Raw genomic sequence first — 24,049 nt, forward strand, 5'->3', positions numbered from 1 at the left:
GTGAACGCAGAGGCGCCATTCAGTCTCTGAATGGCGCGTCACGATTTGACTGGGTCAAGATTAGATCAGCCATTGTTTAAGTCCTGTCCCCGTTGAAAAAGCACTAATCCACCTTGGCTACTGTGTTTTGCTGTTGTCATAGCGGGTGTTGAACGCCTGAATGAAGGCGTTGCGCAGGATCTGCAGGAATGCCTGAAAGCCGCTGATGTCTTGTTGGTGCACGCTGCCACTGAGTTCTACGCGGGTGGCGAATTGGTTTTTGCTTTGGTTCTTCAAGACGGTTTCGCTGGTGCCGACCACTGCCTCCCAGATCGAGCGGAAGAAGCTTTTGTTCTGGTTCTCGACATCCTGCTGCCAGTTGAACACCTCGACATCGCGCAGCAGCGGTTTGATATAACCGCTGAGCTTGCCCTTGTTGGCCTGGGCTTCGATCACCACGTCACCGCTGCCGGCATTGAAGTCGAATTTGCCGTAGGCCGAAGCGAAGTCGTTGAGGCTTTTAAGTTCTATCCCGATCGAACGGAGGCGGAAGTCGAAGTCTTCAAAGTTACTGAATGGATCGAATGTGGCCGAGGTTTCCAGCGGTGCGTTCCCGGGTAACAGGGCTTTGCCCTCAAATCGGGCTTCGTGCATGCCTTTTTCGTCGGCGATATTGGTCAGGTTGAACAGGCTGGCGTTCACGTGATCGGCTTCGATCTTCACGTTCGGCGTCGAGTTGAAATTATTGAAGGTGATGCGCCCGTCATCTATACGTACTTCGTTGAGAGTGATAGGCAACAGCTTGTTCAATTGGGCGCGCCAGTCGGTGCCTTGACCGGTCTGCGAAGCCTGTTTGTTGGTGCCGCCGTCGACGAAGTTCAGCTCGGGTTTGATGAAGACCACCTGGGCCACCACGGCACGGTCATACCATAACGAATGCCAGCTCACCGCCAGGTCGATGACCGGCGCATTGACGAATGGCACGGGCACCTTGCCTTGCACCTTGACGATACTCAGCCCATTGATTCGATACGCTCCACGCCACAGGGCCAGATCGACGTCGGTGACCTGGCCACGGTAGTCGCCCATATTGGCGAGCTTGTCGTTCAAATAGTGACGCACCAGATAGGGCAGGGCGATGTCTGCGGCAATCAGCACGACCACGATTCCCGCAACGGTCCAAAGTGGCCAGCTATAGCGACGTTTCATGTTGAGGGTGTCCTGTTCAGTAGAGCTGTTGACTGTCTGGCACGGCATCCGTTCGCTACGACTGGACGCACCCCTGCTGGCGGCATACGCTTTGATTTTTTCAAGCACGTGCAAAGGATACCGCCATGAGCCGCATCTACGCTGACAATGCCCATTCCATCGGTAATACGCCATTGGTGCAGATCAACCGTATCGCACCGCGCGGGGTCACTATCCTGGCCAAGATTGAAGGGCGCAACCCCGGATATTCGGTGAAATGCCGAATCGGCGCCAGCATGATCTGGGACGCTGAAAGCAGCGGTAAGCTCAAGCCGGGCATGACCATCGTCGAGCCGACTTCAGGCAATACCGGGATCGGTTTGGCTTTTGTGGCGGCGGCCCGGGGTTACAAGCTGGTGTTGACCATGCCTGCGTCGATGAGCATCGAACGGCGCAAGGTGCTTAAGGCATTGGGCGCCGAGTTGGTGCTGACCGAACCTGCCAAGGGTATGAAAGGCGCCATCGAAAAAGCCGAAGAACTGGTCGCCAGCAATCCGGCCCTCCATTTCATGCCCTCACAGTTCGATAACCCGGCCAACCCGGCGATCCATGAGAAGACCACGGGTCCGGAGATCTGGAACGATACCGACGGTGCCATTGATGTGCTAGTGGCGGGTGTGGGTACCGGTGGCACGATTACCGGGATTTCGCGTTATATCAAACACACGGCGGGCAAGCCGATTCTGTCGGTGGCGGTCGAGCCCATAGGTTCGCCGATCATCACCCAGACGCTGGCTGGTGAAGAAATCAAACCTGCTCCGCACAAGATTCAGGGGATCGGTGCCGGTTTCATACCCAGGAATCTCGACTTGTCGATCATTGATCGGGTCGAACTGGTCAGCGATGAAGAGTCCAAGGCCATGGCGTTGCGCCTGATGCGCGAAGAGGGGATTTTGTGTGGTATTTCATGCGGTGCAGCGATGGCCGCAGCGGTACGCATGGCCGAAACCCCGGAAATGCAGGGTAAAACCATTGTCGTGATCCTGCCCGACTCCGGTGAGCGTTACCTGTCGAGCATGTTGTTCAGTGATCTGTTTACTGATCAGGAAAATCAGCAGTAGCCCATTTTGGTCTTAGGTCGCTTTGTACCCGGCCCGTGAAGGCTTATGATGGCCGGCTTCCAACCCGCTGTGCGCGCATTTTGCAAAGACGGAATGCGTGAGCGGTTGTTCCCCGAACAGCCGCTTTCAGTATCAGATAATTAAAACAGTGCCGCGGCGTGCAATTAGTTGTCCATTTTCAAGGAGAGTTTCATGACCTTTTCTTTCGCCGCCAAAGCCTCGATTTTGATGCTTTTCGTAGGAAGCACGTTGTATGTGCATCTGCGGGGTAAAGCGCGACTGCCATTGCTCCGCCAGTTCGTCAACCATTCCGCGTTGTTTGCCCCCTATAACGCCTTGATGTATCTGTTCTCCGGCGTGCCTTCGAAGCCTTATCTGGACCGCACCAAATTTCCTGAGATGGACGTGCTCAAGGACAACTGGCAAGTCATTCGCGAAGAAGCCATGCACTTGTTCGACGAGGGATATATCCGCGCTGCCGAGAAGGACAACGACGCCGGTTTCGGTTCGTTCTTCAAAAAAGGCTGGAAGCGCTTCTACCTCAAGTGGTACGACACCGCTTTGCCGTCGGCTGTGCTGTTGTGCCCCAAGACCGTCGAACTGGTGAATAGCATTCCCAACGTGAAGGGCGCGATGTTCGCGCTCTTGCCAGGTGATAGCCACCTCAATCCCCATCGCGACCCGTTTGCCGGCTCGCTGCGTTATCACTTGGGGCTGTCGACGCCAAACTCGGATGATTGCCGCATTTACGTCGATGGACAGGCGTATGCCTGGCGCGATGGCGAAGATGTGATGTTCGATGAAACCTACGTGCATTGGGTCAAGAACCAGACCGAAACCACCCGTGTGATTCTGTTCTGTGATGTCGAACGCCCTCTGCGCTCTCGGCTCATGACCCGCATCAATCGTTGGGTCAGCAGAGTCTTGGGGCATGCCACGGCGCCGCAGAACACAGATGATGAACGTGTCGGCGGGATTAACCAGGCGTATGCCTACAGCAAGCGTTTTAGCAATGGCATGAGCTCCAGCGTCAAACAGTTCAAGCGTCGTCACCCCAAGGCCTACCGTGTCATGCGTCCGGTATTGGCGGTGATCGTTCTGACCTTGCTCGGCTATTGGCTGTTCGGCTGATACAACGTCGGACGGGTGTTTGTGTTTCGCACGCCTGACGCAGGTTAATGCTCACCTGCTGAAGCCTTCGCCATTGCGACAGGCTTCAGCACCAGCCACAGCGCTACCGCAATCAATACGCCGCCATACAGATGAGCCCACGACAGCGGTTCATCGAGAAACAGTGCGCCCCACAGTACGCCGAAGGGCGGGATCATGAAGGTCACGGTCATCGAACTGAGCGGGCCAATGTCGCTAAGCAGCCGAAAGAACAGGATGTAGGCGAACGCGGTGCACACCAGTCCCAGTCCGAGTAACGACAGCCACACGCTGCTCCCGCCCCAACTGGCGGGTGGATGGCTGATGACGCTGTAGCCGAATAGCGGCAGCAATAACAGCGTGGCGCCGAGCATGCTGCCGACGGTGGCGAGCCTTGGGTCGAGCCCACCTTGCTGATCGAGCCAGCGGTGAGCGAGGAAGCCGGCGAAGCCGTAGCTTGTCGTTGCCAGCAAACAGGCCAGAGCGCCGGTCAGCAGCTCCCGATTGAAAGCCACGGGCCCCGCACGGGTCAGGATGCCGACACCGAACAAGCCGAGAAACACCCCCGCGATTTTCACCGGGGACAGTTTTTGGCTGAAGAACAACCCACCAATCAATACGCCCATCAGCGGCGTCGTTGCGTTGAAAATCGATGAATAACCGGCGGGTAATACTTGAGCGGCTAATGAATACAAGGTCGCGGGCAGCCCGGAGTTGATCATCCCCAGCAGTAGGCAGATTTTGAATTTGCCGCGAAAATCCCAATCAATCCGCATCAGCCAGAGGATCACCAGCAAGCCGCCAGCGGCAATGGATACGCGAAAAAACGCCGTCGGTACGGTGCCGAGCACGGGTGCGATGATCCGCATGAACAGGAAGCTGGCGCCCCAGATGGCGGCGAGTGCTAATAAACGCAGGGTGTCGGCGGGTCTCAAATCCAGCTCCAGGCCGGTGGTCGGGGCGAGAGTGTCGCTGGGGCGGCGGGCTGAGCGCAACCGAGAGCGGAAAAATACGCTTCTCCTATGCCTGTCCACTGGCTAAGCTCGGGCTTCCGAATTCCTGACGAGATCTGTTTATGCCGCAGCAATGGCCAGCCGCCGATATCGCCCAAATGATTCTTGACGGTTTTGATGATTATCGAGAGCATTTTCGGCAGATTGCCGATGGTGCTCAGGCGCGCTTCGAACAAGCGTTATGGCAGGAAGCTCAGCGAGCATCGGCAGCGCGGATCAACCTATACGAAGAGAAAGTCAGCGAAGTGACCGAGCGTTTGCACGGTACGTTCGACGCCCAGGGCCTGTTGGATGTGAGCTGCTGGCCGCTGGTCAAAAACGCGTATATCAACCTGATCGATGTACGGTTTGACGATGAGCTGGCGGAAACCTGGTTCAACTCGATTTTCTGTGGCCTGTTCAGTCATGACCTGATCAGCGACGGCTGCATGTTCGTCCACACCACGCGTCCGTCTTTGCGCCGCCACGACAAGGCGGCTCAAACCCGCGTTTATCGGCCCCAGGGCGAGCTGTCGAGCATGCTCAAGCAGATTTTTGCCGAGTATAAGTTCGATGTGCCGTTTGCCGATTTGCCGGGTGATCTGCAACGGCTTGAAGGGCAATTGCGGGAAAACCTGCCCGATTGGGTGTGCAAGGACCCGGCGCTCAGCGTGGAGCTGTTCTCGTCGATTCTGTACCGCAACAAAGGGGCGTATCTGGTCGGGCGCATTTTTACCCAAGACGAGCAATGGCCGCTGGTAATACCCCTGCTGCACCGTGAAGGCCGAGGTATCCAGATTGATGCGCTGATTACCGATGAAGCTGATGTGTCGATCATCTTCTCGTTCACACGCTCGTACTTCATGGTCGACGTGCCGGTGCCCGCAGAGTTTATCGGCTTTCTCAAGCGTATTTTGCCTGGCAAGCACATCGCCGAGCTGTACACCTCGATCGGGTTTTACAAACATGGCAAGTCCGAGTTCTACCGCGCCCTGATCAACCATCTGGCCACTACCGACGACCGCTTTATCATGGCGCCCGGTGTGCGCGGCATGGTCATGAGCGTGTTTACCCTGCCGGGTTTCAATACGGTGTTCAAGATCATCAAGGACCGCTTCGCGCCGTCGAAAAACGTCGACCGTGCCACGGTAATCGAAAAATACCGTCTGGTAAAAAGTGTCGACCGGGTAGGGCGCATGGCCGATACCCAGGAGTTCGCCGATTTCCGTTTTCCGTTGAGCAAGTTTGATCCTGAGTGCCTCGCCGAACTGCTGGATGTGGCGGCGTCGACCGTTGAAGTCGAAGGCGACACCGTCCTGATCCGTCACTGCTGGACCGAGCGGCGTATGACGCCGTTGAACCTCTATCTGGAAAACGCCAACGAAGCCCAGGTGCGCGAAGCACTGGACGATTATGGGTTGGCGATCAAGCAGTTGGCTGCGTCGAATATTTTCCCCGGCGATATGCTGCTGAAGAACTTTGGCGTGACCCGTCACGGCCGGGTGGTGTTCTACGATTACGACGAAATTTGTTACCTCACCGAAGCCAATTTCCGCCACATCCCGGCGCCCCGTACGCCCGAAGATGAAATGTCCTCGGAGCCTTGGTATTCCATTGCTCCGCTGGATATTTTCCCTGAGGAGTTTCCACCGTTTCTGTTTGCCGACATGGGCCAGCGTCGGCTGTTCAATGAGCTCCACGGTGAGTTGTATGACGCTGATTACTGGAAAAGCCTGCAAGACGCGATTCGGGCGGGCAAGGTCATTGATGTCTTTCCCTACCGGCGCAAAGGGCGCATGGATGAGACGCTGGCCTGAGTTTTCAGCGCGGCAGTGCGCTGACTGCGTCGACATGAGCCGTCAGCGCCCGTCGCATGAAGATTGATGGCTAGTCAGCAGGGCACTGACGCCAGTCATCCCGTGTTTATATCTTTCCCCGAATCAACGCCCTCAACGCGAAACGGTTGGGATGGCAGGCTTCGGCAATGCTACGGGGCAACGGCAGGGGTTCGTTGTCCAGCCAGGCCGCGAGCAATTCGCCTGACAGTGGCGCGGTGATCAGCCCACGAGAGCCGTGACCACTGTTGATGTACAGGCCGTCGAGCCAAGGGCAAACGGTATCCGGCACTTGTCGGGCGTCTTTGCCCAGCGCCGCGTAAGCTTCCAGAAAACGCTGCTTATCCGCCAGCGGGCCGACGATGGGCAGGTAGTCCGGGCTGGTGCAACGGAATGCGGCTCGCCCTTGCAGGTACTCAGGTTCCAACGCGTCTGCGCCCAGCCGCTTGAGCAAGTCTTCGGAGATTTCTTGCAAGAGTTCGAGATTGCTCTGGTGCTCGGCAGCGGTCGGCGTCAGGTCATCGCTTTTGAAGTCGAAGCTCGCCCCTAACGTGTGTTCGCCCAGCCGGGCGGGCGCCACATAACCTTCGGCGCAGACCACGGTGCTCAAGGCTTCGCTTGCCGGGGTCTGGGCAAGCCGGGTGATCTGCCCACGAATACGCTTGAGGGGTAATTCAGCGCTGGCCGGGAAGCGCTTGACCTCTGCAGCGCCGGCCAATATCACCACCGGAGCCTCGTCGAGCAATCGCTCTCCATCCCAGGCCTGCCACTGTTCGCCGCTACGACGCAGTTCCAGTACGTCATGATGTGCCAACAGCTGAATATTGGGGTGCGTGGCCTGAAACTGGCACAGCGCGGGCGGATGTACCCAGCCTCCCTCGGGGAAAAACAAACCACCGCAAGACAGTGCAATACCGGCTCGGGCTTCGGCGGTTGGCTGATCCAGTACGTGTAAGAGTTCGGGGGGGAACGCGTGCGCCAACTGCGTCTGGCGCTCGGCTTCCTTGTCATTGAAGGCCAGTTGCAACACGCCGCAGCCGTCCCAGTCGGTGCCCCGTTGCAGGTATTCCAGGTGGCGGCGGGTGTAACCAAAGCCGCTCAAAATCAGCTGCGACAACGCCGTGCCGTGGGCAGAAAGCTTCAAGTACAGCACCCCTTGCGGGTTGCCCGAAGCTTCCTGCGCCAGATCGCCGTGGCGTTCCATCAGGCTGACCTGCCAACCCCGCGCAGCGAGGCTGGCAGCTGTTGCGCAACCGGCCAGGCCAGCGCCGATTACCAACGCTTTGCGCTGAGTGGTGATCGGTGCCGGGCGGGCAAACCAGGGCTTGACGACTGCAGGCCTGGGCACGTCTTCCGGCCAACCGACAAACGCCCCGCGCAGCACCTCCCATTTATGCCCGATACCCGGCGTGCGGCGCATTTTGAAGCCTGCGGCGTTCAGCGCGCGACGTACCCATCCGGTACTGGTGAAGGTGCTGATGGTCGAACCCGGCGCCGCTAGCCGTGCCAGTTCGGCGAACAGTTCGGGCGTCCACATTTCCGGATTTTTTGCTGGAGCAAAACCGTCGAGGAACCACGCATCAATCTGCCCATCCAGCTGCGGCAACATGTCTAAAGCGTCGCCGATCAACAGGGTCAAGGTCACGCGACCGCCGTCGAACACCAAGCGCTGAAAACCGTCATGCACGGCGATGTACTGATCGAGCAGTTGCCCGGCACAGGTGGCCAGCTCCGGCCACAAGGCGAGGGCACGTTGCAGGTCGCAGCGGCTCAGTGGAAACTTCTCGACGCTAACGAAATGCAGGCGAGCGCCGGCAACAGCATGCTCGGCAAACAGCTGCCAGGCGCAAAGAAAATTCAAACCGGTGCCGAAGCCGGTTTCCCCGATAACCAGGCGCTCGCCTGCCGCCAGCGCTGCAAACCGGTTTGTCAGATCGTTCTGTTTCAGAAAGACATGGCGTGTTTCGTCTAGACCGGATTGGGTGGAGAAATAGACATCCGAAAATTCCCGCGAATGAGGATTTCCCTGTTCGTCCCAGTCGATCTGGGCGTGGGATGTGAAGGTCATGGTCGGCTCGGCGGCAGCAGGAGCGCGGGATATTAACGCAATCAGCGAACCGGTGAGGGCGCAAAGGGGTAGAAGCGGGTCCCTGAAGCCTGTTCAATTGACCCATCGCAACGAATGGCTGTCTTACCCAGCATTGATTGATGCGATCCGTTAGTCTTGACGATCTTGAAGGGGAGCTGTGCATGTTCGAATCCGCCGAAATCGGTCACGCCATTGACAAAGAAACTTACGACGCCGAGGTGCCGGCGCTGCGTGAGGCGTTGCTCGACGCGCAATTCGAACTCAAGCAGCAGGCGCGTTTTCCGGTGATTGTATTGATCAACGGCGTCGAAGGCGCGGGCAAGGGCGAGACGATTAAGCTGCTCAATGAATGGATGGACCCACGGCTGATCGAGGTGCGTACGTTCGATCAGCAGACTGACGAAGAACTGGCCCGACCACCCGCGTGGCGCTATTGGCGGCATTTGCCGGCGAAGGGGCGTATGGGGATTTTCTTTGGCAATTGGTACAGCCAGATGATTCAGGGGCGGGTGCATGGCCACTTCAAGGATGCCGTGCTCGATCAGGCAATCAATGGGGCTGAACGTCTGGAGAGAATGCTCTGTGATGAGGGCGCACTGATTTTCAAGTTCTGGTTTCACCTGTCCAAGAAGCAGATGAAGGCTCGGCTCAAGTTGCTTGTGGATGACCCTTTGCACAGCTGGCGCATTAGTCCGCTGGACTGGCAACAATCGAAAACCTACGACAAATTTGTTCGCTACGGTGAGCGTGTGCTGCGTCGTACCAGCCATGATTATGCCCCTTGGCATGTCATCGAAGGCGTGGATCCGCATTATCGCAGCCTGACCGTCGGGCGCCTGTTGCTCGAAGGGCTACAGGCCGCCTTGGCCAATAAAAGACCCGCTCAAGGTCCGCTGACCATTGGCCCACTGCCGACCAATATTGATGACCTCAGCCTGCTGAACAGTCTCGACATGACTCAGCATCTGGAAAAAGAAGATTACGAAGAACAATTGATTACCGAGCAGGCGCGCCTGGCGGGCAACGTGCGTGATAAACGTATGAAGCGGCACTCGCTGGTAGCGGTATTCGAAGGCAATGATGCCGCAGGCAAAGGCGGCGCCATCCGGCGGGTCGCGGCGGCGCTGGACCCGCGTCAGTACAATATTGTGCCGATTGCCGCGCCCACCGAGGACGAGCGTGCACAGCCTTATCTCTGGCGCTTCTGGCGGCACATGCCGCCACGTGGCAAATTTACCGTGTTCGATAGGTCATGGTATGGCCGGGTGCTGGTAGAGCGCGTTGAGGGTTTTTGCAGCTCGGCAGATTGGCTCCGGGCGTACAGCGAGATCAACGATTTCGAAGAACAGCTGACCGATGCCGGCACTGTGGTAGTCAAGTTCTGGCTGGCCATTGATGAGCTGACTCAACTGGAGCGTTTTGAGGCGCGGGAACAGATTCCGTTCAAACGCTTCAAAATCACCGAGGACGACTGGCGCAACCGTCAGAGATGGCCGGACTATCGCGCGGCTGTGGGCGACATGGTTGATCGTACCAGTACTGAAATCGCGCCGTGGACCCTGGTTGAGGCCAATGACAAACGCTGGGCGCGGGTGAAGGTGTTACGCACGATCAATAACGCGCTGGAAGCCGCTTTTGAAAAGGACACAAAGTCTAAGTAACCACCATGATTTTCCATACAGCCAGTGAATGATCATCGCGGACAAGGATTATCTGGCCCTATGCTCAATGCCTTCTCATCAACAATAAGAGTGGAGGTGTGTCATGCGTGAAGTGGTGATTGTCGATAGCGTGCGGACGGGATTGGCCAAGTCGTTTCGCGGCAAGTTCAACCAGACCCGTCCCGATGACATGGCAGCCCATTGCGTCAACGCACTGTTGACGCGCAATGGCCTGGCCCCGGCGTTGGTCGAGGACTGCATCGTCGGTGCCGGCTCCAACGAAGGCGCGCAGGGCTACAACATCGGGCGCAATGTGGCGGTGCTGTCCAAGCTGGGTATCCAGGTCCCTGGCATGACCCTCAACCGCTACTGCTCATCGGGCTTGCAGGCCATTGCAATCGCAGCCAACCAGATCGCCTCCGGTTGCAGCGAGATCATTGTTGCCGGTGGTGTCGAATCGATCAGCCTGACGATGAAAAGCATCAACACCGACAACCTGATCAATCCATTGCTTAAGGAACAGGTGCCGGGGATTTACTTTCCCATGGGTCAGACTGCCGAAATCGTCGCGCGCCGCTACCATGTCAGCCGCGAGCAGCAAGATCTCTACGCCTTGCAAAGTCAGCACCGCACCGCAGCCGCCCAAGCTGCTGGGCTGTTCGACGATGAAATCGTGCCGATGGCCGTGACCTACCGCGTCGAGGACAAAAATACCGGTGCGATTAGCCTGGTTGAAGGCATCGTTGATCGTGACGACTGCAATCGTCCGGACACCACGCTGGAAAGCCTGGCGGGCCTGAAGCCGGTGTTCGCAGAAGACGGTTCGGTAACCGCTGGCAACTCGTCGCAGTTGTCCGACGGGGCTTCGATGACGTTGGTGATGAGCCTGGAAAAAGCCCTGGAACTGGGCCTCGAACCGCGTGCGTTTTTCCGTGGTTTCACGGTGGCGGGTTGCGAGCCGGACGAGATGGGGATTGGCCCGGTGTTCTCGGTGCCCAAATTGCTCAAGGCTAAAGGCTTGCAAGTGGCCGACATCGACCTTTGGGAACTCAATGAAGCCTTTGCGTCGCAGTGTCTGTATGCGCGTGATCGTCTGGGAATCGACAACGCCAAATACAACCTCAGCGGCGGTTCGATCTCCATCGGCCACCCGTTCGGCATGACCGGCTCGCGCCAGGTCGGCCATTTGGTCCGTGAACTGCAACGGCGCAATCTGCGCTACGGCATCGTGACCATGTGTGTCGGAGGTGGGATGGGGGCGACTGGGTTGTTTGAAACGTTCAAATAGAGCGCTGGCGGATAGATCGTCTTCGCGAGTGAATGTGCACCCACAGGGTATTTGCGACCTTTGTGGGTGCATCATCTCTGATGGAACGCCTAAAGCCTGTGCCGCAGGACATGGGCCGTCATCAGCGCCACACTAGCCAGCCAGCCAGAGTCTTGAAGTGCGCGACGCACAAGCAGTGTTTGCTTGTGCGTCTCGGGCCTTGTGCCGTAGGCGTGGACTCAGTGGTGGCGAGGCTTGAGAATCGCTGGCTTCTCGTCTGGCGCCTGCAGGAGCAGGTACAGCGCGGTCAGTGCTTCCGGGATCTGCACAATCATGTCATCCATCAGATTGGCGTCCTGAGCGATGTCGGCAAATTCTGGTTGTTCGTCGAACAGACCCGAACCGACCATGATCGGCAGGAGCATTTCGCTGACTTCGTCTTCGGCGCTTTCGAACCATGCGTTTTCGCGCAGGAACACGCCTTCCATGAAGCCGATGCACCAGCCGCGGAGGTCGGAGTCATCCGGCTCGTCACCGAGGTCCAGATCACACGGCAATTCGAACTCTTCGTCGGATGCCAGTTGGCGGGCGATGTGCGCCTGCAGCTGGATCAGCGTGGCTTCGATTTCTTCGCGCTGGGCATCACTGGTGTAATGCGGCGGCTCAGAGAACAGCGTATCGATCCACTCACGCTCAGGGACCGTTTCGGCACAGATCGACAGCGCGGTCAGGTAGCCGTGGGCGGCCACATAGTCCAGCGCTTCGTCATGCAGCTCATCGGCATCGAGGAAGGCTTGCAGGCGGTGTAGTTGCTCAGCGAAGGACATTGACGGGCTACCTTGGGAATAAACAATGCTGAATTCTAGGCTGTGTAAGGCCTGCGCGCCAGTACAGAGGCGCTTAGAAGCTGTTATGTCTTTTATATCGACCGCCGGTATCGCCTTTGTGCTTTGCCTGGAACCCCTCGGGTATAATGCCGCGCTTTGCGATGCCAATAGCGATTGCGACAGGCTGTAGCAGGGTCGCTTCTGCAATATTTTGGGGTTTTTATGCTCGAACAGGCTCAACGCGTACTTAAAGACATCTTTGGTTACGACAGCTTTCGTGGTCGCCAAGGTGCCATTATTGAGCGTGTTGCCAATGGCGGCGATGCCTTGGTGTTGATGCCCACCGGTGGCGGCAAGTCCTTGTGCTTCCAGGTCCCGGGCCTGCTGCGCGAAGGCTTGGCAGTGGTAGTTTCACCGCTGATTGCCTTGATGGACGATCAGGTTGCGACCCTGGAAGAACTGGGTGTGTCGGCGGCCGCGTTGAACTCCACACTGAGCGCAGAGCAACAGCGGGATCTGGCAAACCGAATTCGGTTGGGCGAGATCAAGATGCTCTATCTGGCGCCCGAGCGCCTGGTTCAGCCACGGATGCTGGCCTTCCTGCAGAACCTGAAAATCGCCCTGTTTGCCATCGACGAAGCGCACTGCGTGTCACAGTGGGGGCATGATTTCCGTCCTGAATACTTGAAACTGGGGCAACTTGCCGAGTTGTTCCCCGATGTGCCGCGTATCGCCCTGACCGCCACGGCCGATAAACGCACCCGTGAAGAGATCGTCGAGCGCCTGCATCTACAGAACGCCGAGCGCTTCCTCTCCAGTTTCGACCGCCCCAACATCTTTTATCGCATCGTGCCCAAGGAGCAGCCGCGCAAACAGCTGCTGGCATTCCTTTCCGAGCGGCGCAGCGATGCAGGCATTGTTTATTGTCTGTCCCGCAAAAAGGTCGATGAAGTCGCCGCTTTTCTGTGTGACAACGGCTATCCGGCTTTGCCATACCACGCCGGGCTGCCTAACGAGACACGTGCCTTCAACCAGAAGCGCTTCCTCAATGAGGAAGGCCTGATCATGGTCGCGACCATCGCTTTCGGTATGGGCATCGACAAACCCAACGTGCGGTTCGTCGCCCATATGGACTTGCCCAAGTCGTTGGAGGCGTACTACCAGGAGACGGGGCGCTCCGGCCGTGATGGCCTGCCCGCCGATGCCTGGATGGCCTACGGGCTGCAAGACGTATTGATGCTCAAGCAGATGCTGCAAAACTCCGAAGGCGACGAGCGACACAAGCGCCTTGAGCAACACAAACTCGACGCCATGTTGTCGCTTTGTGAAGAGACCCGCTGCCGTCGACAGACGCTGCTGGCCTACTTCGACGAAGACATGCCTAACCCGTGCGGTCATTGCGACAACTGTGTCGACGGCGTGCAGACCTGGGACGCCACCGAGCCTGCGCGTCAGGCACTGTCGGCGATTTATCGCACCGGCCAGCGTTATGGCGTCGGCCATCTGGTGGATGTGCTGCTGGGTCGCGACAACGATAAAGTGAAGAGCTTTGGCCACCAACATCTGGCGGTTTTCGGCGTCGGCAAGGCGCGTACCGAAGGCGAGTGGCGCTCGCTGTTCCGCCAGTTGGTGGCGCGCGGCCTGGCTGATATCGACTTGGAAGGCTACGGCGGCCTGCGGTTGAGTGATACCTGCCGGCCCCTCTTGCGCGGCGAAGTCACGCTTGAGCTACGTCGTGATTTGAAACCGCAAACGACCCCGAAAAGCGGTTCGGGCAGCCCGGCCAGTCAATTGGTCCGTGGCGAAGAGCGCGAACAGTGGGAGGCCTTGCGCGCCCTGCGGCGCAAATTGGCCGAAGAGCATGGGGTGCCGCCTTATGTCATTTTTCCCGACTCGACCCTGCTCGAGATGTTGCGCAGCAAGCCCGGATCGTTGCCGGAAATGGCCCAGGTCAGTGGCGTCGGTGCGCGCAAGCTGGAGCGTTATGGTGAGGCGTTCCTCGAGGTTCTCGGCGGTACAGCCGAGGCGCCAAGGGTTGTGGCTGACGTGCGTCACGAATTGATCAGCCTGGCCCGCGCCGGGATGACGCCGGCGCAGATCGCCGGTCAGTTGCAGTGCACCGAAAAGAATGTCTACACGATGCTCGCGGAGGCCATCGGCAAGCAGCAATTATCACTGGAGCAAGCGCTGGATTTGCCTGAAGACGTGCTCAGTGAAATTCAGGATGCGTTCCTTGATGGCGAAGGAGAGTTGCCCGCGGTTGCAGCCGTTGCCGCACAATTCGCCGGTCGCGTGCCAGACGGCGTGCTGTATTGCGTGCGCGCGGCGCTGCAGTCCGAGTTCGAGGTCTGATTTTCCTGAGGTTTTATACCCCCCTGCGACGATTGGTTACAGTGGGTGACACTTGCCTCGGTGCGGGCATCATGGTTAGCTGACTAATAATTAGTACAAGCCTTTAATCATGAGTTTCCTATGCCTTTAACTGATCAACACCGCTTCGGCATGCAATTGGCGCAGATGTCACGTGGCTGGCGAGCCGAGTTGGACCGGCGCCTCGCTGACCTGGGCCTGTCGCAGGCGCGCTGGCTGGTGCTGTTGCACCTTGCGCGCTTCGAAGAAGCACCGACGCAACGTGAGTTGGCGCAGAGTGTTGGCGTCGAAGGGCCGACCCTTGCGCGTTTGCTCGACAGTCTGGAAGCTCAGGGGCTGGTTCTGCGTCAGGCGGTGGTTGAAGATCGGCGGGCTAAAAAAATCGTTCTATGTGCAACGGCGCGGCCGCTGATCGACAAAATCGAGACAATCGCCACCGCGCTGCGTCATGAACTTTTCGTCGGCATCGACGAGGACGAGCTGAGAATCTGCATGCGGGTACACGCACGGATCCTGGCGAACCTGGAAAAATCCTGAACACCCGGTATTCAGTGGCTCAAGCGCTTTTACCCCTTTAAGCATTGGTGAAAGCGTGCGAGCATCAGGCCCGATTTGCCCCCATACTTGCGCTATCTGCGTGTGACAGCGAATGTGCTGAGAAGCCTGCTTTGGTTTTTATAAGGATTTTCATGCTGAAGAGTTCTCAGGCCGCGTTAACGCGCGCCGATCGCCCGTTGCGGCAGGTCGTTCGTCAATGGTGTGTGGCTGCGGCCGCAACATCACTGTTTTATTCGGCACTGGCCCCAGCGTTGGGGCTTGGAGAGATCACCCTGCATTCGGCGTTGAATCAGCCGTTCAATGCCGATATCGAATTGGTAGAAACCGCAGGCCTGAGCGCGGATGACATTGTGGCGAGTCTTGCTTCGCCGGAAGCCTTCAGCCGGGCTGGCATCGAACGTCTGTTCTTTTTTAACGATCTGCACTTTACTCCCATCGTCCATGGCAATCATGGCGTGGTGCATGTGGAGTCGAGAAGGGCAGTCACTGAGCCTTACCTTAACTTTCTGGTGCGTCTGGTTCGCCCTAATGGCGACGTGCTGCATGCTTATACGGTGTTGCTCGATCCGCCTGACTCGGCGATAGGTGCAGCCGCGTCGCGCTCCAGGCGGGCCGATCCTTCTTTACAGAGCGGTGGTGAATCACGTATGCCTGTCGCGCCGCCGCAAGCGGTGCAGGGTAATCGCTACACAGTTGCCAGCGGCGATAACCTCGGAACGATTGCCAGGCGTCTGCAAGGGCCGGGCAGCAAAACTTCCGCCAGTGAGCTGGCCCGAGGTATCGAGGCGCTCAATCCCCAGGCGTTTCCCAACGGTAACAGCACTCGGTTGAACGTCGGACAGAGCCTGCTGCTGCCAGACAGTGCGGTCCTGCCGCGTTCGACGGTGGCGCCTTCGGTCGCGGCGGCCACTCAAACTACGCCACCCCCTTCGGCGGCAAGTGAAGCAGCAGCTTCTGCGAATGGGTTGCAGCAAAACGCTGAGCAACTGGCCAGCACCGTTATCGAGAACCAGCAACTGACCAAAACCGTGGGCGACCTGAAAGGGCAGATGCAAGCGCTTGAGGGGCAGATTTCGGGTAAAGACAAGCAACTCACCGAACTGAATGCCGCCCTGGCTGAACTAAAGTTATCCACAACCAAAACGGTCACCCCCGTTGTGCCAGCTGTTGCCGTGACGCCAACGGCGGTGCCCGCCCCGCCAGTAACCGAGGCGCCAGCGGAGGAATCATCCGGCAACATGCTGCTGTTGTCGGGTGCAGTGTTGGTGCTGCTGTTATTGCTGGTACTGGCTTATTCCGTACGGCGCAAACGGTTGATAAACGCCCTGCCGGTGCAGAATATCGTCGACACGCCTGCGCCGAGACCCACGATGACGGCCGCTGTGCCCATGGTTGAAAAGTCTTCTGTGGTCGTTCCACCTACAGCGCCGGTGGTTGCGGTTCCGGCGCCTGGTACCCAACGGTTGGCTGGTACTGCCACCGATGCCATGGACGGTGCGAGCATTTATATCGCTTACGGCCGGATCAGTGAGGCGCTGGGTATTTTGCGTGACGCACTGCAGACACAGCCGCAGCGCACGGATCTGCGCCTGAGAATTCTTGAGTTACTGGCCCAGCAGGGCGACGCCGACGGTTTTGCCCGCGAGGAGCAAGCGGCGCTCGAGCAGGGGCTTAGTGCGGACAAATTGCAGGAAATACGCGCGCAGCATCCCCAGTTGTTCGCGACACCGTCACCCGCGTTGGTGACCATCCCGCTGCCTTCGTCAGAGCCGGTGCTGCCTGAAGTTGTCGTCAATGAACCTGTTGCCTCTTCCTTGAGCACGCAGCCTGCCGATGAATTCCAATTGAACCTGGAAGATCTGTCAATGGACGCCGATTGGGATTTGGTCGACCCCTTCGAAACTACGCCAGCCGCACGCAGCAAAGGCCAGCCGGAACAACCGCTGACGGCGGACCTGGATTTCGCGTCCAACCTCACAGAGTTGCCGGAAGTCTTCGAAATGCCTGATGAGCAGTTCCTCAGCGACTTCTCAGAGCCGGAGCCTATTCTTCAGGCCAACAGCGACAGTCTGGATGATGCGTTTCTTGAAGGCTTCATGGATGATTCGGCGGGCTTCGATATGCTCGACCTGACCGAGGAGCCTCTGAGTAAAATCAACCAGGCTCAAGTGTTGATTGATGACGGTGATCTGCAGAGTGCACGTGAGCTGCTGCTGGAAGTGATCAACGAAACCGACGATAACCAGCAGCAGACTGCTCGGGATTTGTTGGCGGGAATAAGCTGATTGAGGGGGTGGTTGCGGGCAGATTGGTCCCATACTCAGATAAAGCGCCTTTTAACGCCAACCCTTGAGGAATGAGAGTCAGGATATGTCTGCCGTCAAACCCGAAATCGTCATCACCTATTGCACCCAATGCCAATGGCTTCTGCGGGCCGCGTGGCTCGCTCAAGAGTTGCTCAGCACGTTTTCCGACGATCTGGGCAAGGTCTCGCTGGAGCCTGCGACCGGTGGGGCGTTTCGAATCACGTGCAATGGTGTGCAGATCTGGGAGCGCAAGGCTGATGGCGGGTTTCCTGAAGCCAAGGTACTCAAGCAGCGAGTGCGTGACCAGATCGACCCGCAGCGCGACCTGGGGCATAACGATCATCCGCAGGCGTAAGCATTCAGTGGGCTGAAGCGGCGTCGGCTTTGTGCTCGATTGTTTTAGATCCCAGCCGGCTCGAGACCACGATCGCGACGATGATCAGTGCGCCACCCAACAACATTCGCACCGTGGGCTGCTCGGCGAACAGCAACCAGGCGAAGGTGATGCCGTATACCGGCTCAAGGGCAAAGACCATCGCGGCGGTGCGCGCTTTTATTACCGCCAGGCTGGCGACGAACAAGCTATGCGCCACACCTGTACAGAACACCCCAAGCAGACTTATCCACAGCCAGTCGAGGGGCGTGACGCTGCTCAGCCCCGGTGCCGCGGCAGGCAACAGGCACGCCGCGACCACCAGATTTTGACACAGCGCCGCCTGTACGGCCGGAATTCGCCCGGAGCTGGCGCGGTTGGTCAGAGACAACAGTGAGAACAGTAAACCGGACAATACGGACCACAGCAGGCCGAGAGTGGCCTGACTGGCGAGGTCGAAATCCGGGGTGACCAACACCAGCCCGATGCTGACCAGTAGTACCAGGATGATTTCATTGCTGCGAATCCGCTCGCGGAAAATCAGCCCTTCGAGGATCACGGTAAAGGCCGGGAAGCTGGCAAAGCCCAGTGTCGCGATGGCCACGCCGGCAACTTTCACGGAGATGAAAAAGCTCACCCAATGCCCGGCCAGCAGTAACCCACCCAGAACCAGTCGACGCCAATCACTGCCGCGCAGTGATTGCCAGGCGGTATTGCTGGCGAAACGGGCGAAAAAGCCCAGGGCGATCACTGCAAAAGCTGCGCGGCCGAACACGATGATCGAGGGCGAGGCGGCGGCCAGTTTGCCGAATACCCCGGTCAGGCCGAACATCAGGGCGCCAATATGCAGGGCGCCAAGCGCAGAACGGTGATTCATTGCAGTCCTTATCAGTCAGCTTTTACGGTGCGGGGATGACCGCTAAGTGTAGAGCGCATGCCTGACCGTTGTCTGTTGCCGTTTTTGGGTCATTTGTCATCCAATCGCCACGCCAATGTCATCTCCGATTAACCAGCGCCGGGCAAGCTCGCTAAAACCCTGCCGGAGGTTGTCCATGAGCAGTGCTCAGCTCGCTAAACCCAGTCGCAAGCAACGGGTGAGAACCTTGTGGATCTCAGATGTACACCTCGGCACACGTGATTGCCAGGCTGAGCATCTGTCGAACTTTCTCAAGCAGTATCACGCTGACAAGGTGTACCTGGTCGGCGACATCATCGATGGCTGGAAGCTGCGCGGTGGCATGTATTGGCCTCAGGCGCACACCAATGTGATTCGCCGTCTATTGACCATGAGCAAGCGCGGCACCGAAGTGATTTATGTCACCGGCAACCACGACGAATTCCTGCGGCGTTACTCGACGCTGATCCTGGGCAATATCCGATTGGTGGACGAGGCCGAGCACGTCACGGCTGATGGTCGTCGTCTGCTGGTGGTGCATGGCGATCAGTTCGACGTGATTACGCGCTACCACCGCTGGTTGGCCTTTCTCGGTGATTCGGCCTATGAATTGACCTTGACCCTTAATCGCTGGCTGAACCACTGGCGTGCGCGTTATGGCTACGGCTATTGGTCGCTGTCGGCGTACCTCAAGCACAAGGTCAAAACGGCGGTCAGTTTCATCAGTGACTTCGAAGAAGCCATCGCTCACGAGTGCGTAAAGCGTGGCTTTGACGGGGTGGTCTGCGGGCATATTCATCACGCTGAAATCCGCAACGTCGGCGAGGTGGAGTACCTCAATTGTGGCGATTGGGTCGAATCCTGCACTGCGCTGATTGAGCATTTAGACGGCTCTATCGAATTGTTCCGGCTGGCCGATGCTCATCTGCGCGAGGCGCGGGTTCCAGTCCGGCAGAAGCGGGTCGAGGAAGACGAGGGACGGGTCAGCGAACCGGTTGTTTAAAGCCAGCCTGGCCATCAGGACGATGAAAGATCTTGTTCTATGGCCGATTGATAGATCGAGCGTTTCGGGTGGGTAAAAACCCGTTCCAACATGGGCTCGAAGAAGCTCAATGGCAACGTGTTGTATGCAGGGTCGAACGCTGCGGCATCGTATTTTGCGCAGAATTCGATGGTTTGCTGATACTGCGGATGCGCCCGGAATTGCTCGCGCAGCATGCGGTCCATGCCCAGGTGATGAAAAAAGTAGTAGCCCTGGAATATCCCGTGTTTTTCCACCATCCACAGGTTTTCCTCGCTGACGAAAGGCTTGAGAATGGCCGCTGCGATGTCCGCGTGGTTATAGGACCCCAGTGTGTCGCCGATATCGTGGAGCAGGGCGCAGACGATGTACTCCTCGTCGCGACCGTCGTGACAGGCACGTGTGGCGGTTTGTAGGGAATGGGTCAGGCGATCAACGGGAAAGCCACCGAAGTCACCGTCGAGCAGCCGAAGATGGGTCAGAATTCGCCCCGGCAACTGCTTGGCATAGGCGCTGAAGTCCTGGGCAATGATCGCCCAATCCTCCTGAGTACCTTCCTTCATATGGGTAAAGCGGGCCTGAGTGTTCATCGACGGTCCTGTCTTTGTTATGGGTAAACAAAGACCCAGTCTATGCTGCGTGGGGATTTCGGCAGTGACCGTGAAAGACGCATTGCTGGCCCTGCGCGCCGAGTGCCATTCAGGGTGAAGTTTTCTAGAAAGGCACTTTGCCCATCACCATATCGCGGTACATGACGAAGTCGCCCAACAGGCTATAAAACGGATGCTTGAACGTGGCGGGGCGATTCTTTTCGAAAAAGAAATGCCCGACCCAGGCAAAGCTGTAACCCGCAATGGGTACTGCCCATAACAACTGCCAGCGGGCGCTGCCCATCGCGAAGGCTGCGATAAAAATCACCAGCGTGGTGCCGATGAAGTGCAGTCGGCGACAGGTGCTGTTGCTGTGCTCCGACAAGTAGTAGGGGTAGAAATCAGCGAAACGTGTGAACGACTGGGTGGTTGTCACGACGTGTACCTTCGGTTCTTGTTTTAGGGGCTGAGTGTAAAGTGGCTGATTCATCCGGCCAGTGACATTAAGCACCAGAATAGTATCCTTGTGCCAGTAGCCGCAGGACGTGGCTTATCTTGAAAGAAACTGCCATGAGCGAAAGAACGACTTCTGCAAGTTGGGCGATGGGTATCGTCAAGTCATTGGAACTGGATGGTCTCGATTGTCGTTTGCTCTTTAAGGAACTGGGGCTTGATTATGCCGATCTGGACAATCCCGATGCGCGCTTCCCTCAGGACTCCATGACACGGCTGTGGCAGCGAGCAGTGGAGCTTTCAGGCAACCCGGCGATTGGTTTGAACATGGCCAAAGTCGTGCGTCCGGCGTCCTTCAACGTTGCCGGCTATGCGTTGATGTCCAGCCAGACCCTCAAGGAGGGCTTTATGCGGTTGGTGCGTTATCAGCGGATTATCGCTGAAAGTGCCGACTTGAGCTTTCGTCTGCTGCCCGAAGGTTACGCACTGATCCTGACCGTGCATGGCGATCATCTGCCACCGACCCGGCAAAGCGCCGAAGCATCACTGGCCTCGGCCTTGACCTTCTGTGGTTGGTTGACCGGCAGGACGTTGCAGCCGCGCGAGGTGTTGATTCAGGGCGATCAGCCCAAGGACCTGGAGCCCTATAAAAAAGCCTTTCATGCGCCGATGACGTTCAACGCGCCCTATGACGCCCTGGTGTTCGAGCGCGCGGATATGGAAGCGCCGCTGCCGACCGCCAATGAAGCCATGGCGCAGTTGCATGATCGTTTTGCCGGGGAATACCTGGCGCGCTTCTCGGAAAGCCGCGTCACCCATCAGGCCCGTCAGGTGCTGTGCCGGTTATTGCCTCAGGGCGAGCCAAAGCGTGAGACGGTCGCGCAAACCCTGCACCTGTCCCAGCGCACGTTGCAGCGTCGCTTGCAGGAAGAGGGCACCAGTTTTCAGGTTTTGCTCGACGTCACCCGCCGTGAGTTGGCCGAGCAATACCTGACGCAGCCGAACATGACCTTGCTGGAAATCGCCTACCTGTTGGGGTTTGCCGACCCCAGCAATTTCTTCCGCGCCTTCCGTCGTTGGTTTGATGAGACTCCGGGGGAATATCGCGCGCGGATGTGATCTCAGTGCCGCCAGAACGCTGGAACGCAGAGGACCAGCACGGTGATGATTTCCAGTCGGCCGAGCAGCATGCCCAGCGATAGAATCCATTTGGCCGCATCCGGCAGCCCGGCGAAGTTACCCGCCGGGCCAATGATTTCGCCCAGCCCCGGACCAACGCCGGAGACCGTACTGGCCGCACCGGTCAGGGCGGTCATCCAGTCCACGCCCAACAGCGACAGGAGCAGCGCAATCACGCAAATGGTGATTGCGAAGAAGAACGAAAAGGTCAGGATCGAGCGGACAATTTCTTCGTCCAGGCGGTGGCCGTTGTACTTCTGCTTGATCACCGCACGGGGGTGGATCAATTGATTGAGGTTGGCTCTGAGCAGGATATAAGCGACCTGAAAACGGAAAATCTTGATCCCGCCCGCCGTCGACCCTGAACAACCCCCCACGAAACCCAGATAGAAAAACAGCATCAATGCGAAGTTGCCCCACAGGCTGTAATCGCCCAGGGCGAACCCAGTGGTGGTCATGACCGATGTCACGTTCAACGCCACATGACGCAGGGCATCCAGCCAATGCATGCTGGTGGTTGCCCAATACCAGGTGCCGAGCACCAGCCAGGTCACCAGCAGAAAACCGAGCAGCCCGCGCACTTGTTCGTCCTTGAACAATGCCCGTCGATTGCCGCGCAAGGTCGCCACGTACAGGGCAAAGGGCAAGCTGCCGAGGATCATCACTACAATCGCGACCCAATGCACGGCGGGTTGTTGCCATTTCGCCAGTGATTGATCGGAGGTGGAGAAGCCGCCGGTGGAGATCGCTGACATGGCATGGTTGATCGCATCGAACAGGCTCATGCCTGCCGCCCAGAAGGCCAGGCTGCCCAGGCTAGTGATGCCGACATAGGTCAGCAGAATGTACTTGGCCACCATATGAGAGCGCGGCATGACCTTCTCCGAGCGGTCGGAGGATTCCGTCTGGAACAGGCGCATGCCCCCGATGCGCAACAGTGGCAGGATCGCCACCGCCATGCCGATAAAACCGATACCGCCGAGCCAGTGCAGTAGCGAGCGCCAGATCAGAATCCCTGGCGACATGCTGTCCAGCCCGCTCATTACGGTGGACCCGGTGGCGGTAATCCCGGACATGCTTTCGAAAAACGAATCGGTATAGCTCATGTGCTGGGACAGCAAAAACGGCAGCGCCGCGAAAATGCAGACGACAACCCAGCTGGACACCGTCAGCAGGTACATGTCCCGTGGGCGCAGATGAATGTGCTCGGGACGCCCAGGGATGACCAATGCCAGGCCTACAACGAACGTAATCAGACTCGCCCAGAGAAAGGAGCGGATATCGCTGGTGTGGTCGAAAATCACCAGTGTCAGCATGGGGACAGCCATGGCGATAGCCAGGGTGATCAGGAAAATGCCGATAATGAAACCGATAATACGAAGGGTCGGCAACGCCATGCAGTGGTTCTGACTTGGGAGTGGAAAGGCGCCATTCTACCTGCGGTCGAGGCTTTATAAGTCGATACGCTTTTGTTACCAGTTGTAAGTGCTGATTGTAATTAAAGGGTCGGCGCGCTCGTTATTGAGGGTGAACACATCCTAGAATGGCCCATCATTTTTAAAAGGAGACAGCTCAATGGAGGCGCTCGACGCTTTGCTCAATCGTGTATCGGTACCCCGGTTGATCGACCCGGCACCGGACGCGGCACAACGGGAGATATTGTTCAGCGCTGCCCTGCGTGCACCTGATCACGGTCAGCTGCGGCCATTCCGCTTCCTGATGGTCGAAGGTAAAGCGCGCGAGCAGATGGGCGAGTTGCTGGTGCAAGCGTTGCAACAGAGCGATGCCGAGGCGACACCGCAAGCATTGGACAAGGTGCGTCAGGGGCCTATGCGTGCGCCGTTGGTGGTGGTGGTGATTGCCAAACTGCAGGATCACCTCAAAGTGCCCAAGCAAGAACAACGGATCACCGCTGGTTGCGCCGCCCACGCGGTATTGCTTGCGGCATTTGCGCTGGGCGTCGGTGCCGTGTGGCGTACAGGGGAGTTGTCGTATTCGGCCCAGGTCGCCAAGGGTTTGGGGTTGGAGGCGGACGAGGAGGTTGTTGCGTTCCTTTACCTGGGCACCCCACAACATCCCCCCCGCACCGCACCGAAGCTGGACACGGCTGACTTTGTCAGTGAGTGGCAGGGCTGAGCCGGCCTAAAACTCGGCAGGGTGAAGACAGTTGCTTTTGCAGTAGATCGAAGCCAGAGG

Annotated in this window: 20 protein-coding genes; 12 read left to right on the top strand and 8 right to left on the bottom strand. The window is 58.0% G+C overall.

The window, feature by feature from the left end; all coding sequences use genetic code 11:
• Positions 1-117: 117 nt before the first annotated feature.
• On the bottom strand, positions 118-1,188 hold the full coding sequence (locus ACVBEG_RS06500) for a DUF748 domain-containing protein (protein ID WP_322180290.1): 1,071 nt from the start codon (positions 1,186-1,188) through the stop codon (positions 118-120).
• Positions 1,189-1,313: 125 nt separating this feature from the next.
• Here ACVBEG_RS06500 and cysK point away from each other — a divergent pair, with 125 nt between their 5' ends.
• Together cysK and ACVBEG_RS06510 are read left to right on the top strand one after the other, a co-directional pair.
• Positions 1,314-2,288, top strand: a complete 975-nt coding sequence (gene cysK, locus ACVBEG_RS06505; RefSeq protein WP_322180288.1) for a cysteine synthase A — start codon at positions 1,314-1,316, stop codon at positions 2,286-2,288.
• A 192-nt stretch (positions 2,289-2,480) separates the two neighbouring features.
• A complete protein-coding gene (locus tag ACVBEG_RS06510) occupies positions 2,481-3,419 on the top strand; it encodes an aspartyl/asparaginyl beta-hydroxylase domain-containing protein (RefSeq protein WP_322180285.1) in 939 nt (312 codons plus the stop codon).
• A gap of 44 nt (positions 3,420-3,463) precedes the next feature.
• Here ACVBEG_RS06510 and ACVBEG_RS06515 read toward each other — a convergent pair whose 3' ends face one another.
• Positions 3,464-4,372, bottom strand: a complete 909-nt coding sequence (locus ACVBEG_RS06515) for a DMT family transporter (protein WP_322180283.1) — start codon at positions 4,370-4,372, stop codon at positions 3,464-3,466.
• Positions 4,373-4,512: 140 nt separating this feature from the next.
• On the opposite strand from ACVBEG_RS06515, the gene aceK reads away from it, so the two are divergent.
• On the top strand, positions 4,513-6,246 hold the full coding sequence (gene aceK, locus ACVBEG_RS06520) for a bifunctional isocitrate dehydrogenase kinase/phosphatase (RefSeq protein ID WP_322180281.1): 1,734 nt from the start codon (positions 4,513-4,515) through the stop codon (positions 6,244-6,246).
• Between the two features lie 106 nt (positions 6,247-6,352).
• On the opposite strand, the gene mnmC is transcribed toward aceK, so the two are convergent.
• A complete protein-coding gene (mnmC, locus tag ACVBEG_RS06525; RefSeq protein ID WP_322180279.1) occupies positions 6,353-8,332 on the bottom strand; it encodes a bifunctional tRNA (5-methylaminomethyl-2-thiouridine)(34)-methyltransferase MnmD/FAD-dependent 5-carboxymethylaminomethyl-2-thiouridine(34) oxidoreductase MnmC in 1,980 nt (659 codons plus the stop codon).
• A gap of 182 nt (positions 8,333-8,514) precedes the next feature.
• On the opposite strand from mnmC, the gene pap reads away from it, so the two are divergent.
• Entirely contained in the window at positions 8,515-10,014 is a 1,500-nt protein-coding gene (pap, locus tag ACVBEG_RS06530; RefSeq protein ID WP_322180277.1) for a polyphosphate:AMP phosphotransferase, read from the top strand.
• A gap of 103 nt (positions 10,015-10,117) precedes the next feature.
• Positions 10,118-11,302, top strand: coding sequence for a thiolase family protein (locus ACVBEG_RS06535; RefSeq protein WP_322180275.1), 1,185 nt, complete (start codon positions 10,118-10,120; stop codon positions 11,300-11,302).
• Between the two features lie 218 nt (positions 11,303-11,520).
• Here ACVBEG_RS06535 and ACVBEG_RS06540 read toward each other — a convergent pair whose 3' ends face one another.
• Entirely contained in the window at positions 11,521-12,108 is a 588-nt protein-coding gene (locus ACVBEG_RS06540) for a UPF0149 family protein (protein ID WP_219064205.1), read from the bottom strand.
• 222 nt (positions 12,109-12,330) lie between these two features.
• On the opposite strand from ACVBEG_RS06540, the gene recQ reads away from it, so the two are divergent.
• From recQ to ACVBEG_RS06560, 4 genes are all read left to right on the top strand, one after another.
• On the top strand, positions 12,331-14,460 hold the full coding sequence (gene recQ, locus ACVBEG_RS06545; protein ID WP_322180272.1) for a DNA helicase RecQ: 2,130 nt from the start codon (positions 12,331-12,333) through the stop codon (positions 14,458-14,460).
• A 120-nt stretch (positions 14,461-14,580) separates the two neighbouring features.
• Positions 14,581-15,015: a MarR family transcriptional regulator gene (locus tag ACVBEG_RS06550; RefSeq protein WP_322180270.1), complete on the top strand. Its 435-nt coding sequence runs from the start codon at positions 14,581-14,583 to the stop codon at positions 15,013-15,015.
• A 152-nt stretch (positions 15,016-15,167) separates the two neighbouring features.
• The gene (locus tag ACVBEG_RS06555) at positions 15,168-17,321 is read left to right on the top strand and encodes a FimV/HubP family polar landmark protein (protein WP_322180268.1); all 2,154 of its coding nucleotides are present in this window, start codon (positions 15,168-15,170) and stop codon (positions 17,319-17,321) included.
• Positions 17,322-17,406: 85 nt separating this feature from the next.
• Positions 17,407-17,697, top strand: coding sequence for a SelT/SelW/SelH family protein (locus ACVBEG_RS06560; RefSeq protein ID WP_322215379.1), 291 nt, complete (start codon positions 17,407-17,409; stop codon positions 17,695-17,697).
• A 4-nt stretch (positions 17,698-17,701) separates the two neighbouring features.
• On the opposite strand, the gene ACVBEG_RS06565 is transcribed toward ACVBEG_RS06560, so the two are convergent.
• Complete coding sequence (locus ACVBEG_RS06565) at positions 17,702-18,592, bottom strand: DMT family transporter (RefSeq protein WP_322180264.1); 891 nt, start codon at positions 18,590-18,592, stop codon at positions 17,702-17,704.
• 175 nt (positions 18,593-18,767) lie between these two features.
• On the opposite strand from ACVBEG_RS06565, the gene ACVBEG_RS06570 reads away from it, so the two are divergent.
• On the top strand, positions 18,768-19,613 hold the full coding sequence (locus ACVBEG_RS06570; protein WP_322215382.1) for a UDP-2,3-diacylglucosamine diphosphatase: 846 nt from the start codon (positions 18,768-18,770) through the stop codon (positions 19,611-19,613).
• Positions 19,614-19,627: 14 nt separating this feature from the next.
• On the opposite strand, the gene ACVBEG_RS06575 is transcribed toward ACVBEG_RS06570, so the two are convergent.
• Both ACVBEG_RS06575 and ACVBEG_RS06580 read right to left on the bottom strand, forming a co-directional pair.
• Complete coding sequence (locus ACVBEG_RS06575) at positions 19,628-20,221, bottom strand: HD domain-containing protein (protein ID WP_322180260.1); 594 nt, start codon at positions 20,219-20,221, stop codon at positions 19,628-19,630.
• A gap of 124 nt (positions 20,222-20,345) precedes the next feature.
• On the bottom strand, positions 20,346-20,657 hold the full coding sequence (locus ACVBEG_RS06580) for a DUF962 domain-containing protein (protein ID WP_322215384.1): 312 nt from the start codon (positions 20,655-20,657) through the stop codon (positions 20,346-20,348).
• Between the two features lie 134 nt (positions 20,658-20,791).
• Between ACVBEG_RS06580 and ACVBEG_RS06585 the strand changes: the two genes are divergently transcribed.
• On the top strand, positions 20,792-21,793 hold the full coding sequence (locus ACVBEG_RS06585) for an AraC family transcriptional regulator (protein ID WP_322180256.1): 1,002 nt from the start codon (positions 20,792-20,794) through the stop codon (positions 21,791-21,793).
• Between the two features lie 2 nt (positions 21,794-21,795).
• On the opposite strand, the gene ACVBEG_RS06590 is transcribed toward ACVBEG_RS06585, so the two are convergent.
• Positions 21,796-23,250 (bottom strand): TrkH family potassium uptake protein, encoded by a 1,455-nt coding sequence (locus ACVBEG_RS06590; RefSeq protein WP_330201095.1) that lies wholly within the window; start codon positions 23,248-23,250, stop codon positions 21,796-21,798.
• A gap of 178 nt (positions 23,251-23,428) precedes the next feature.
• On the opposite strand from ACVBEG_RS06590, the gene ACVBEG_RS06595 reads away from it, so the two are divergent.
• Complete coding sequence (locus tag ACVBEG_RS06595; RefSeq protein ID WP_447107502.1) at positions 23,429-23,989, top strand: nitroreductase family protein; 561 nt, start codon at positions 23,429-23,431, stop codon at positions 23,987-23,989.
• Positions 23,990-24,049 lie beyond the last annotated feature (60 nt).

It is taken from the genome of Pseudomonas sp. GG8, from assembly GCF_052976945.1.